This is a genomic window from Anaerococcus vaginimassiliensis, assembly GCF_900626155.1.
GTDB lineage: Bacteria > Bacillota > Clostridia > Tissierellales > Peptoniphilaceae > Anaerococcus > Anaerococcus vaginimassiliensis.
In genome coordinates this window covers 347,127-360,484 of sequence record NZ_LR130844.1, presented here as the reverse complement: position 1 = coordinate 360,484, position 13,358 = coordinate 347,127, and the positions used below count along the sequence as shown (strand labels likewise).

General features: G+C 33.1%; 15 protein-coding genes. 14 read left to right on the top strand and 1 reads right to left on the bottom strand.

What is annotated here, in order from left to right; all coding sequences use genetic code 11:
* Positions 1–99 precede the first annotated feature (99 nt).
* The 8 genes from E0D87_RS01940 (at position 100) to E0D87_RS01905 (ending at position 7,204) form a co-directional block, all read left to right on the top strand.
* On the top strand, positions 100–2,031 hold the full coding sequence (locus tag E0D87_RS01940) for an MSCRAMM family protein (protein ID WP_130819155.1): 1,932 nt from the start codon (positions 100–102) through the stop codon (positions 2,029–2,031).
* A 59-nt stretch (positions 2,032–2,090) separates the two neighbouring features.
* The gene (locus E0D87_RS01935; protein WP_130819154.1) at positions 2,091–3,038 is read left to right on the top strand and encodes a class C sortase; all 948 of its coding nucleotides are present in this window, start codon (positions 2,091–2,093) and stop codon (positions 3,036–3,038) included.
* The gene (locus E0D87_RS01930) at positions 3,028–3,903 is read left to right on the top strand and encodes a class C sortase (protein ID WP_130819153.1); all 876 of its coding nucleotides are present in this window, start codon (positions 3,028–3,030) and stop codon (positions 3,901–3,903) included. Before E0D87_RS01935 ends, E0D87_RS01930 begins: the two co-directional genes overlap by 11 nt.
* Complete coding sequence (locus tag E0D87_RS01925) at positions 3,872–4,744, top strand: class C sortase (RefSeq protein WP_130819152.1); 873 nt, start codon at positions 3,872–3,874, stop codon at positions 4,742–4,744. The genes E0D87_RS01930 and E0D87_RS01925 overlap by 32 nt, the downstream gene beginning before the upstream one ends.
* A 229-nt stretch (positions 4,745–4,973) precedes the next feature.
* Positions 4,974–5,627, top strand: a complete 654-nt coding sequence (locus tag E0D87_RS01920) for a response regulator transcription factor (RefSeq protein WP_100190731.1) — start codon at positions 4,974–4,976, stop codon at positions 5,625–5,627.
* A complete protein-coding gene (locus E0D87_RS01915; protein ID WP_130819151.1) occupies positions 5,612–6,652 on the top strand; it encodes a sensor histidine kinase in 1,041 nt (346 codons plus the stop codon). Before E0D87_RS01920 ends, E0D87_RS01915 begins: the two co-directional genes overlap by 16 nt.
* Positions 6,645–6,890, top strand: coding sequence for a hypothetical protein (locus E0D87_RS01910; protein ID WP_130819150.1), 246 nt, complete (start codon positions 6,645–6,647; stop codon positions 6,888–6,890). The genes E0D87_RS01915 and E0D87_RS01910 overlap by 8 nt, the downstream gene beginning before the upstream one ends.
* A 20-nt stretch (positions 6,891–6,910) precedes the next feature.
* Positions 6,911–7,204 carry a hypothetical protein gene (locus E0D87_RS01905; RefSeq protein WP_004835707.1) on the top strand — a complete coding sequence of 98 codons (294 nt, stop codon included), beginning with the start codon at positions 6,911–6,913 and terminating at the stop codon, positions 7,202–7,204.
* A gap of 194 nt (positions 7,205–7,398) precedes the next feature.
* Here E0D87_RS01905 and msrB read toward each other — a convergent pair whose 3' ends face one another.
* Positions 7,399–7,836: a peptide-methionine (R)-S-oxide reductase MsrB gene (msrB, locus tag E0D87_RS01900; RefSeq protein ID WP_130820170.1), complete on the bottom strand. Its 438-nt coding sequence runs from the start codon at positions 7,834–7,836 to the stop codon at positions 7,399–7,401.
* An 87-nt stretch (positions 7,837–7,923) separates the two neighbouring features.
* Here msrB and E0D87_RS01895 point away from each other — a divergent pair, with 87 nt between their 5' ends.
* The 6 genes from E0D87_RS01895 (at position 7,924) to E0D87_RS01875 (ending at position 13,273) form a co-directional block, all read left to right on the top strand.
* Positions 7,924–9,159 (top strand): pyridoxal phosphate-dependent aminotransferase, encoded by a 1,236-nt coding sequence (locus tag E0D87_RS01895; RefSeq protein ID WP_130819149.1) that lies wholly within the window; start codon positions 7,924–7,926, stop codon positions 9,157–9,159.
* 90 nt (positions 9,160–9,249) lie between these two features.
* Positions 9,250–9,531 (top strand): co-chaperone GroES, encoded by a 282-nt coding sequence (locus E0D87_RS01890; RefSeq protein ID WP_130819148.1) that lies wholly within the window; start codon positions 9,250–9,252, stop codon positions 9,529–9,531.
* Positions 9,532–9,551: 20 nt separating this feature from the next.
* Positions 9,552–11,177, top strand: coding sequence for a chaperonin GroEL (gene groL / locus E0D87_RS01885; RefSeq protein WP_130819147.1), 1,626 nt, complete (start codon positions 9,552–9,554; stop codon positions 11,175–11,177).
* A gap of 44 nt (positions 11,178–11,221) precedes the next feature.
* Positions 11,222–11,395 (top strand): hypothetical protein, encoded by a 174-nt coding sequence (locus E0D87_RS09075; protein WP_165442720.1) that lies wholly within the window; start codon positions 11,222–11,224, stop codon positions 11,393–11,395.
* Positions 11,396–11,564: 169 nt separating this feature from the next.
* Positions 11,565–12,245: a DUF5633 domain-containing protein gene (locus E0D87_RS01880; RefSeq protein WP_130819146.1), complete on the top strand. Its 681-nt coding sequence runs from the start codon at positions 11,565–11,567 to the stop codon at positions 12,243–12,245.
* On the top strand, positions 12,245–13,273 hold the full coding sequence (locus tag E0D87_RS01875) for a hypothetical protein (protein WP_130819145.1): 1,029 nt from the start codon (positions 12,245–12,247) through the stop codon (positions 13,271–13,273). Before E0D87_RS01880 ends, E0D87_RS01875 begins: the two co-directional genes overlap by 1 nt.
* Positions 13,274–13,358: the final 85 nt, after the last annotated feature.

Genomic DNA, 13,358 nt, shown 5'->3' with positions numbered 1-13,358 from the left:
TGCATAGTCTTACATAATAATTTATAATTTTAAACCTTGAAAGACCAAGCTTATTAGGGAAATATCACGTTTTTTGAGGAGGATTTCTGAGGAGGAATTATGAAAAAGGAGCACAGATCGAGAATAGTAGCTTTCTTGCTGCCAATTCTAATGATTTTCCAAATCATGGCTATGCCATTTTTATCTGCAGCAGCAGGTGAAAACGATGAGGCAAAGACAGAAAAATATACAATTAGACTTTTAATTGATGTTTTGGAGAAAACTGGGGAATCTAGCAAGAGAACTGTAAAAGTGTGGAAGCTTTCTAAAGACCAACTTAAAAAAGATGATTTGTTAGAAACTGCCAAACATTTTGATGGAATGGAAGATAGTAAAATTGATGAGGAACTTAATTCTAAGGGTGTTTTAAGTGAAGAATCTAAATTAGACGAAAATTCAGAAAAAGAGCTTATAGAAATCCCAGTAGAGAATAAGGAAGGCGAAGAATCTTATTACCTTATCAAAGAGAGCAATGAATCTCTTGATATGATGAAAGAGAAAATTGCTAGTGGCAAATCTAAAAAATTAGTTACCAATGTTGTAAAACTTCCTAATGACAATATCAAGGATGGAATCCTTTCTATAAATACAAAAAACGAAATGGAAGTTCCTACTACTAATATAAGCCTAGTTAAAACCGACTCAAAGAATAAAGAGCTTAGACTTGACAAGGTTGGATTTAGACTTTATAGAAAAGCTAAGGAAGAAGAAAAAGAAGACCAACTTGTTTCTGTTGAGGGAGAGCTTGGAGTTTACAAATACAAGGCAAGTGAAGAAAAAATCACTGAAGATCAAGTTCCAGTTCTTAAAACCAATACAGATGGTAAGATCGAAGTTAGTGGCTTACCTGAAGGTGAAACTTATTATTTCAAGGAAGTAGAGCCAGTTGGTGAGTATAATAATGACAACAACAAAAATAAAACAAGTGAAGATTTCAAAGTAGGCGAGGTTAGTGAAATAGTAGTCGAAAATGACAGAATTCCATTTGTTAAAAAAGTAGACCAAAAAGGTCAAGCTCTAGCAGGTGCGAAGTTTGAAGTCTATAATAAAGACGGCAAAAAGCTAAGCTTTAAAAAAGATACTGACAAATTTAACTATGGTTACACCTACTTAGAAGATAGCGAAGAAGATAAAGCCAAAGAATCTGAAGAATCTAACGAAACTAAAGAAGAATCTGAGTCATCTAACGAAAACAAAGAAGAAACAGAAGAATCAGACGAAACAAAAGACGAAGATAGCGAAAATGCCGAAAATACAGGTGAAAAAATCACTGAGCTTGTCAGCGACGAAGAAGGAAATATCTTTATCAGTGGCATGCCTGAGGGCGAAGGATATTACTTCCTAGAAACTGAGGCTCCAGAAGGCTATCAAAAATCTAATGATAAATTTGAGTTTAATGTAGATGAAAACCACATAATCTATCAAACTACTAAGGATAAAGAAGGAAACGATAAAAAAATTCAAGGCTATATCACAGTTGAAAATATCAAGCCAGACGAAAAGGTTGAAAAAGGTGGCTTTAAGTTCCTAAAGGTAGATAGCAGTGATACAAGCAAGAAACTAAAGGGAGCTAAGTTTAAAGTTACTAAAAAAGTCGGTGATAAATATGAAGATGTCGAAAGAAACGGCAAGAAATATATAGTAGAATCTGACAAAAATGGTGCCTTTGAAGTAAAAGACCTAGAGCTTGGAACTTATTACCTAAAAGAAACTACAGCTCCAAGTGGCTATGTAGTAAATAGTTCACCAATAGAGATTGAAATCACCGGTTCATCCTATGCACAAAGTCCAACAGTTGTTACAAATAGCAAGGGGGATGTTCCAGTAACTCCAACAACACCAGGTGGATCTACTAGCACTCGTGGACCAAAAGGACCTCTGGTAAAAACAGGAGATATTAGAATTTTAGTCTTTTTTGCAGCAGGACTTTTATTAATACTTGGTGGATATAAAATGGTTAGAAGTCAAGACAAGAAAGTAAACAGAGCTTAAGTAACAAAATAGATGCGATATTTTTATCGTATCTATTTTCGCTTGTAGAGGAATAATAGATGGCACTTTTTAGTAAAAATAAGAAAAAGAAAATAAAAAAGCAACCTTCAAAAAAAGCTAAGTGGCTGTTTAGGTTAGTCTTTCTTTCAGGTTTTATGGTTGCTCTTTACCCTTTGGTCAGCAGACTCTATTATAGGATAGATTCAAACAATCAGGTGGCTGTTTTCTCTGATGGAGTTGATGAGCTTGCAACTGAAGAGATTGAAAGAAGGATCGGTCTTGCCCGTGCCTACAACGAATCCTTGAATAATGTCGTATCTGAGGATCCTTATTCAGAAGAGAAGAAAAAACAAGGTAGGGCAGAATATGCGAGGATGCTTGAAGTCCACGAGATGATTGGTCACGTTGAGATACCAAAGATCAACCAAGACCTTCCGATTTATGCTGGTACTGCAGAGGAAGTTTTACAAAAAGGAGTGGGCCACTTGGAGGGAACCTCCCTTCCTATTGGTGGAAACTCAACACATGCAGTTCTAACTGCTCATTCTGGTCTGCCTGAGGCAACACTTTTCACTCACCTGAATCAACTAGAAATTGGAGATAAGTTCTACATTCATAACATTAGCGAGACTATTGCCTACCAAGTCGACCAGATAAAGGTAATTGATCCAACTAATTTTAATGATTTATTAATAGATCCAGGTCATGATTATGTTACGCTTTTAACCTGTACTCCAATAATGATTAATACCCACAGGCTTATAGTTAGGGGACACAGAGTTCCTTATGTACCTGCAGTTGATGAAGAATTGATTAGAACAACTAAGGCAAATTGGATCTTTAGAATCCTATTCTTTATAGCTTTACTTCTAATAATCCTATTGATAATCTATCTAATCAAACTTAGAAGAGATAACAAGAAATACTTTAAGAAAATTGAAGATATCAAGAAAAGACAAGATGAAATAGAAGATACATCTAACAAGGCGGTAAGTGATGAAGACTAGCCTTAAAGATAAGTTAAAATTTGGGATAATATTTCTTGTCGGACTATTGATATTTTCTTATCCTATGATTTCTCAAAAGTTTTACGAGATCAAGGCGGATGATGAGATTATAGAGTTTGTCAAGCAAAGTAAGGAAATTGACGAAGCAGAGATTAACAAAAGGATGGAGCTTGCTCGTGCTTATAACGAAACCCTGGATCCATCCAAACTTGCCGATCCATATAGTGAGAAAACCAAAGAGGCTCGTGCCTACTACGCTCATATGCTTGAAGTAAACGAGATGATTGGGCATATTGAAATACCAAAGATAAACCAAGACCTTCCTGTTTATGCAGGAACTAGCGAAGGTGTCCTCCAAAAGGGTGCGGGCCACTTGGAGGGAACTTCCCTACCTGTCGGAGGAAATTCAACTCACACAGTTATTACTGCCCACAGAGGACTTCCTGATAAGGTCATGTTTAGGTACTTAGACCAATTGGTCGAGGGAGATATATTCTACTTTCACAATATCCAAGGAACCTTGGCATATAGGATTGATAGGATAATGGTTGTAGAACCAACTGACTTTGAGCCAGTCTTAGTTGAAGAAGGCAAGGATTATGCGACACTTCTAACCTGTACACCATATATGATTAACTCCCACAGACTTTTGGTTAGAGGTTATAGGATTCCTTACCAATCAGCTATAGACGATGGTATTGCGAATACGCCTAGGTTTAAGCCTGATTTTATGCAGCTTTTACTTATCCTAATGCCAATATTAGCTTTCCTAATAGTAATTTCAACTAGAGAAAAGAAACGATCAATTAAGCTTAGAAAAGAGGTGGAAGACATTGAAAAAACATACGAAATTAACGAAGATTAGCCTTCTAGGTTATATACTAATCCTTGCGGGACTACTTTTTATAACAATTCCTCTTGGAAAAAGAAGCCTAAATGATCTTTCTTATGACAAAAGATTGGAAGAATTTGAGAAGAAGGAAAGTCAAAGAGATCAAAATGAGATTGCTAAAGAAGATGAAGCAGCGGCTAAATATAACGATCTTGTTAGAAATTCTGACACAAGCATCCTAGATCCCTTCACGACAGATGAAAACAAAAATACCTACAACTATTTCAAAAACTCTGACGAAGTATTTGCCTATCTTGTCATTCCAAAACTTGGCAAAAACCTACCAATATACTTGGATGCAAGTCTATATCATATTTCAATAGGTGTTGCCCAAGTAGAAGGAACAAGTATCCCTGTAGGTGGAAAGGGTACAAGATCAGTTATTGCAGGTCACAGGGACTGGTGGGGCGATGATATGTTCTTGTTTATAGATGAGCTAGTCGAAGGAGACGATGTTTATGTCAAAAGAGCAGGCAAAACCCTCCACTACAAGGTAAGTGACAAGGAAGTAATTGGTCCTTATGATCGGGATAGACTAGAAAAAAGAGAAAATGAGGATATCCTAACCCTTCTTACCTGCCATCCTTTCTATCCGCCAAGACCTGATAGACTTCTTGTAAACTGCGTTAGATATGACACTGAAGGAAATGAAACTGCAAAAGATAATGAACCTACAGAAAAAATAGAAGAAGCAAAAGGGGCCAAAACCGCTAAAAATATCTACCTAATAGGATCAATCCTAGGAGCCTTGTGTTTTATCCTTGTTTTAATTAGATTAATTAAAAGGATAAAATATAGCAGGGAGAATATGTAAAAATAAAACTCTAGAATTTAAATATGAAAGTTTAGAAAAATAGATGAACGCTGAGTTCATCTATTTTTTTTGCCTAATAAAGTAAATTTATGTAGTCAATGTAAAAATAAGTAAATTTATATTCTAATCTATTGTTGTATCATTATTTATTATGTTTAAAATTATTTACTGAAACTTTACTATTATGTTTTATAATATAATAAAGATAATAATTGTGGGCGGTGATTTGATGAAAATTTTAATTATAGAGGATAATATAAGCTTGGTGTCAACCTTAAAAGATGTACTAGAAAGTAATAGCTACGAAGTAGATTATATATTAAGTTTGGAAGAGATTGATGATTATGCTCTCTTAAACTCTTACGATTTAATACTATTAGATCTTATGCTAGGCGATTATAGTGGTTTTGATTTTTTAAAAACTATTAGAGATGACATCAAGACTCCAATAATAATACTAACAGCAAAAAATACTAAAGAAGATATAATGAGAGGATTTGGCTTAGGAGCAGATGATTATATTACAAAACCTTTTGATATGGATATACTTTTAGCTAGAATAAAGGCAAGAATCGGGAGGTTAAATCAAGAGATTTATTATAAAAAAACAAAATTTGATTTTGATAGATTTCTCATAACTAAAGAATGTGAAAATGTACAAATGACCTCGACAGAAGCTCGTATTTTGAAGTTTTTGTATGATAATAAAGGGATATTTTTAACTAAAGAAAAAATATTGTTTAATATATTTTCATCTCTTGATACTAGCGAAAGGGTCGTTGTTTCACATATTTACAATATAAGGCAGAAACTATTAGAGATAAATGCAGATGATCCAATTGAAAACAAGTGGAAGGTTGGCTACAGATGGAAAGAAGATTAAAAGAGCTTATAATATCTGAACTAATGGATAGTATAGTAAAATTTTCTTTGGCGTTTTTTATAAGCTTTATAGGATTGAAACTACTACAAGAATTTGAGAGAAGTGCAAAAATTATACTTACTAGTTTAAAACCACAAACAGATATAATGGTTGGATTATCACTTATCTACCTAGTATATTTCGGATATATATTTTATAAAAATATAGATTCGTATATTTTTAATGAAGTAGATAAATTAATAAGATCTATAAATGAGAATTCCTACGATGGAGAATATAAAACATATGAATTTAAGAAAATATCAGATTCCTTGAACAATAAGACTCAGGAAATAATAAGGAAAGATAAAGACCTAGTAAAAGGAATTTCCTATATAAGTCATGATATGAAGACACCTCTAACGGTGATAAATACTAATGTATCTTTGATTAAAAAATCAAATGAAAAGATTTCTGATAAAAATCTTATTAGAATGGATAGGATTTTTGAAGAAAGTGAAAAAATATCTACATATATAGATAAAATTATGAAAATTGCAAAAAGCCAATTAGAAGAAAATAAGATAAAAAAAATAAAGCTAGGCGATATGGTAAAATTGCTAGAGAAAAACATTATTATTTATTCTGATATGTTAGAAGAAGAAATAGAAATTGCAAAACAAATTGAAAACAATAAAAAGGTGATATACGCAAATACTTCAAATATAAATGAGTGTCTAATTCACCTATTAAATAACGCTTATGAACATAGGAAAGCTAAGATAAAAGTAGAAATAAAAGCTAATGATAGGTTAGAAATTGCCGTCATAGATGATGGATTTGGTTTTGACGAAGATATTCTTAGTGAAAGTACAGATTTATTTGTGACAAGCAATGTCGCAAGAACATCAGGTAAAGGATATGGGATAGGTTTATATTATGTAAAGACTTATCTTGAAAAAATCTCAGGCGAATTAGAACTTATAAATAAAAATCAAGGTGCAACAGTAAAAATGATTATTCCAATGGAGGATTCCGATGATTAAAGTATTTTATATTTTAACTATTATATTTATAATTCATGGAATTTTTAATATGCATTCTCATAAGATGAATTTCTACAATTGGTATGAAGCTTTTGTACTAATAATCATAGATAAATTTATTATAGCAGGGATTCTATCTTATAGCAGACTATTAATCATGTTGTATTTTATATTTCTAACTATATTAGCAACTAGAAAACTTAATTTACTAAAAATTGACTATGATTTGGTAGAATAAGAAAAACTAAGGAGGACATTATGAAAAAACACAGCTTAACAGAAATATTACTCTATCTAATAACAGGATTACTTCCTCTTATTGGATATTATTTATTGATGAGTGAATATTTTAGAGTCAGCCCATTTGAAGGATATTACTTGATAATAACAATATATTTGATTATTTGCTACTTATTATATCCTATATCAGGAATAAAACTAAGCGAACACATAGTTAATAAAGCATCAGATAGATTGCTTATGCCTCAAAGTAAGATGCTTATAGCTTTTATTTTTGCGCCATTTATAGTAATTTTTAATAGAAAGAAATAGTGATGGTATTTGCTAGAAACTTAACATATGAGAATAATAGCGTAGTAAAAAACAATTTATTAATGTTGTTATATGGCAATCAGCTAGAAAAGTTAATTTCTAGCTGATTTTTGTATTATAAATTCACTTGTGAAATATATGCTCACAATCTATTAATAAAAAGGAAGTCTAACTTTGTAGTATAAATTAAAATCTTACTCAAATATTTCTAAATATTTGCCATAACCTTCTTCTTCCATTTTATTTTTAGGGATAAATCTAAGACTTGCCCCATTTATACAATATCTAAGTCCTCCCTTATCTTTTGGGCCGTCTGGGAATACATGACCTAGGTGGCTGTCGGCGGTTTTGCTTCTAACTTCAGTTCTAATCATGCCGTGGCTTAGGTCTGTTTTTTCTCTTATGTTTTTATCGTCTATAGTTTTCGTAAATGATGGCCATCCACAACCAGCATCATATTTATCAAGAGAAGAAAAAAGAACTTCCCCGCTAACTATATCTACATATATTCCGTCTTCATAGAAATCATCATAAGGACTTGTAAATGGCATTTCTGTTGCATTTTCTTGGGTTACTCTATAGGAAATATCGCTTAACTTATCTTTTAACTTATCTTTGTCGTAATTTTTCATCAAATTGCCTCCTGCTTATTAATTACCCAAAACTTTATAAAAGTTGCCCCTTAGCTAGTATAATGTATTAAGATTAAGGAGGATATTATGGGAATGACTATAAAAGAGGCCACATGGTCTGAGGGAAAAGATTTGGCCTTTGAGATAAATAAAAGAGTAAAGATTGCTAGAGAAAAATATGGTAGTGATGATGTTATAAATGCCTGTCTTGGAACCTTAGCAGATGATAATGGTGATATAATCGCTTTAGATTCAGTTTATAAGAGACTTGATGAGATGGATAAGAAGGATATAGCATCATATGCACCGATTGAGGGTGAAGAGGAGTATAGAAAGCTTGTTATAGAAACACTTTTTGCTAACTACAAACCAGATGGATATATCAGTGCAATAGCAACACCAGGCGGAACTGGAGCAATAAGATCTGCTATTTTCTCTTACCTAGGCGTAGGCGATCCTCTTATTTGTCACGACTACTATTGGGCTCCTTACAGGAAAATCTGCCAAGAGTTTGGTAGAGATTTTAGGACTTATGAGTTTTTTACTGATGATTTTTCTTTTAATATAGATGCCTTTAGAAAAGAAGTAGAAACTTCTTTAAAAGATAAGGACAGGATTGCTCCTTTGATTAACTCACCAGGAAACAATCCTACAGGTTATTCCTTATCTGATGAGGAATGGGATCAAGTTATAGAATTTTTAAAAGAAAAAGCAGCCGATAAAAGTAAGAAAATAACCCTAATTGTAGATGTTGCTTACCTAGAGTTTGCTGGAGATGGGGATAGGCAGAGGAGATTTTTCAAGAAATTTTCAAATCTTCCAGAAAATCTTTTGGTTATAGTGTGCTTTTCAATGAGTAAGTCTCACACAGCCTATGGATTAAGGTCTGGAGCGGCGGTTGCAATTTCAATAAGTGAGGAGATAATAGAAGAATTTGAAATTTCTTTATCTCATTCTGCTAGGTGCAACTGGTCAAATGGAACTCACGCTGCCCAAAATATCTTGATAGATTTGGAGAAGGAAGAAAATAAGAGCGAGTATTTGGATGAACTTGTAGATCTTAGAACTATGTTAGAGGATAGGGCAGAGGAGTTTGTAGAAGTTTCTAAGGAGAAAAATCTAACTATGATTCCATACTTTGGTGGATTTTTCACTTTCGTTCCTACACCAAACGCCTTTGATATTACAAGAAAGCTTGAAGGAGAAAATATATTTACTATTCCATCAGATAAAGGCATAAGAGTTGCCATATGCGGTGTGGCTAAGGATAAGATTAGAAGATTAGTAGAAAAAATTGCTTATTATATAAATGAAGAAAAATAAAACTTGCAAAAAGTTTAGTCTTTAGTATATTAATAATGTGAGTTAGCACTTGAGAGATAAGAGTGCTAAAGAATTAAAAAGGAGATTATTATGATGCTTAAACCAATAGGTGATAGAGTAGTTATAAAAAAAGCTGAGGCAGAAAAAACAACAGCTTCTGGAATAGTACTTCCAGAAAGTGCCCAAGAAAAACCACAATATGCAGAAGTTGTGGCTATTTCTAGCGATATAGAAAATGACGAGAAGAAAAAAGGTTCTCTAAGTGTTGGAGATAAGGTAATCTATTCCCAATACGCAGGAACAGATGTAAAACTTGATAATAGTGAATATATTGTCGTTAAATATAACGACATACTAGCAGTTGTAGAATAAGTTAGATAAAGGAGACTATAATGGCTAAAGATATTAAATTTTCATCTGATGCAAGGGCTGGACTTGAGGCTGGTATTGACAAACTTGCAAATGCAGTAAAGGTAACCCTTGGACCAAAGGGACGTAATGTTGTCCTAGATAAGGCATACGGAGCACCAACTATTACAAACGATGGTGTAACTATTGCCCAAGATATAGAACTTGAAGATAGATTTGAAAATATGGGAGCTCAACTTGTAAAAGAAGTTGCAACAAAAACCAATGATGTAGCAGGAGATGGAACAACAACAGCTACAGTTCTAGCTCATGCAATCATCAAAGAAGGACTTAAAAACCTTGCAGCTGGAGCAAACCCAGTAGTTCTACAAAAGGGGCTAAAAAAGGCAACTGATGAAGTAGTTGACTATATCAAAGAAAACTCAAGAGATGTTGAAGATAAACAAGCTATAGAAAACGTTGGAACAATCTCATCAGCTGACCCAGAAATTGGTAAATTCATAGCTGATGCAATGGAAAAGGTTGGAAATGATGGAGTAATCACAGTTGAAGAATCAAAAACAACTTCAACCTACCTAGATGTTGTTGAAGGTATGCAATTTGATAAGGGATACCTATCACCATACATGGCAACAGACAATGAAAAAATGGTAGCAGACCTTGATGATCCATACATTCTTCTAACAGATAAGAAGATTTCAAACATCCAAGAAATCCTACCACTATTAGAAGAAGTGGTTCAATCATCTAAGCCACTATTAATAATCGCAGATGATGTTGATGGTGAAGCTCTAACAACTCTAATCCTAAATAAACTAAGAGGAACCTTCAATGTTGTAGCTGTAAAAGCACCAGGTTATGGTGACAGAAGAAAAGCTATGCTTGAAGATATAGCAATCCTAACAGGAGCCAAGGTTATTAGCGAAGACTTAGGAATGGACCTAAAAGATACAACAATGGATATGTTAGGTTCAGCTAAGAAAGTTAAGGTTGACAAGGACAATACAACAATTGTTGAAGGAAAAGGCGACAAAAATGCTCTAGAAGAAAGAGTAAGTGTAATCCGTCAACAACTAGACGCTGAAGATAGCGAATATGAAAAAGAAAAACTTCAAGAAAGAGTAGCTAAACTTGCAGGTGGAGTTGCAGTAATCAATGTTGGAGCTGCAACAGAGACTGAAATGCAAGAGAAAAAATACAGAATCGAAGATGCCCTATCAGCAACAAGAGCCGCTGTAGAAGAAGGAATAGTTGCAGGTGGTGGAGTTGTACTAATCGGTGCAATCGAAAAAGTGGCTAAGTTAGAAGAAAGCTTAAAGGGAGACGAAAAAACAGGTGCTCTAATCATCAAAAAAGCCCTAGAAGCTCCACTAAGACAAATCGTAGAAAACGCTGGTATGGATGGATCTGTAATAGTAGAAAAAGTAAAACAATCTGCTAAGGACGAAGGATACGATGCTTACAATGATGAATATGTAAACATGTTTGAAAAAGGAATCGTAGAACCAACCAAGGTAACAAGATCTGCCCTTCAAAACGCTGTTTCAGTTGCAGGAATGATCCTAACAACAGAAGCTGCAGTAGCAGACCTACCAAAAGAAGAAGAAGCTATGCCACAAATGCCAGGCGGTATGCCAGGAATGTATTAAAATATAAAATAGAAAAAAAAGAGGATAGGTGGCTATCCTCTTTTTTGTGTTCTTTATTAGTAAAAATAGGTATAGAAAAAGGAGAATTCATATCTATAGAAGATTTAAAACAAAGAACTTCAGTAAATAAAAACGCCCTAAATATCCTAAAATCACTAGGAATAATAGAAGGAATCCAAGAAAAAAACCAAATGTCCTTATTTGATGGATTATTTTAGGTAAAAAATTATATAGATAATTAAAGAGCCAGAGAGCTCTTTTTCTTTTGAGAACTAACATCTCCTAGAAAAACTAAGAAACTATTAAGAAAATAATTGACAATATATATATATATATATAATATTTATGATATAAAAATAACAATATTAGAAGAAAAGGAGATTGACTATGAAGAAAAATAAATTACTAGGTGCAAGTCTTGCCCTTGCTTTAACAACAGGAATTATAGCACCACAAGCATTTGCAGCTACAGAATTAGAACAAGATCTAATAAACGCTTATGAGATGCAAGAAGTTTTAGACAAGGACACAGAAGAAGTTAATAAGATCAGAAGAAATACAGAAGAAAAACCATCTGATAAAGATAACGAAAATGATAAACCATCTCAAGGTGAAGATAAACCAAAAGATGACGATAAGAAAGATGATAACAAAAAACCATCTGATAAGAGAGATGATAAGAAATCACCAGAAAAAAAATTCAATCCAGATAAAGGATTTGACAAAAAAGAAGATGCCATAAAAGAGGCTGAAAAAATCATAAAAGACTCTAAAATCAATAAAGGTTATGACATCTCAAAAGGTGCTGACGGAAAATATTACATCCAATTGAAACCAGAAGAAAACAAAACAATAGATAAAAAAGAAGTAAAAGATACAAAAGAAAATAAAGACGATAAAGAAGGCAACAAAAAAGCAGAAAATAAAGGAACAAACAAAGAAAAAGCCGTTCCTAAGAAAAACTCTAACACAAACGTTAAAACAGGTATCACTCCACTTACTGGAGCTATAGCAACATTAATCGCATCAGTTGGAGCACTTTCTTACAGCAAAAAGGAGAATAAATAATGAAAAGAAACGTTAAAAAAGCATTAATACTTGCCCTTGGTCTAGGTCTTATAACAGGAGCAAACACCGATACTAAAGCTTACGCTGATACAGAAGTAAGATATGTAGAAACTAAAGACGAACTTGGAAGAATAAATTGGGCTATAAGTTATTTAGAAACATCAAACAAAGCTTTAGATAAAGCTATAGAAGATGCTTATAAAAGAATAGAAAACTCAGACCCAAAAACTCCAACAGAAGAAGAAAAAGAAATTTTAGAAAAAGCTAAAGCAGATAGAGAAAAATCTGAAATTATCCTTGCAAAGCTTAAATCATATAAACTAAAAGAAGAAAAACCTTCTGATAAAGACGACGAAACTGATAAACCATCTGACGGTAAAACCAATCCAAAAGAAGATGATAAGGATCAAGAAACCCCAGAAGATAAACCTTCCGAAAGTGAACAAACTCCACCAAAAGAAGAAGATAAACCAACTGATGAGAATAAACCTTCTGATAAAGAAGAGGAAAAACCAGAAATCACTAAAACAACTCTAAAAGAAGAAATCCCATTTGAAACTAAAAGAGCTGTAAACGATCCAAACCTTGAAACAAGAATCGCACAAGCTGGATCAAACGGTTTTGTTGAATACGAACTAACTTATGAAGGAAATAAACTAATTGATAAGAAAGTAATCAACAAGGTAGAACCAACAGATCAAATTATCGAAACATACGTTAAGGTAAAAGATGCTGAAATTGGAACTAGAGAAGTTGAAGATAAATCTAAACCAATCTATAAGACAGAATACCAACAAAGAGCTTTCGCTTATGGATTTCCTTTAAAAGAATACCAAGAAACAGGCGAAGAAAATCCTGTTTACAAAGAATTCGATTCTTATGAAGAGGCTATAGCCTATATGGATGAATACAATATAATAGGAAATTATGGTACTCTTAACGATTATAAAGAAATCAAAACTCTAGTTGGTTATGAAACTATAACAGAAGAATATGAAATCTCCCCTGCTATTTATGACTGGAGATAAATATAAAAGACTCGATTAAATCGAGTCTTTCTTTTTTTAGAGATATTTAAGTGAAAAAGAAAAAGGACAGGAATTTTTTCCTGTC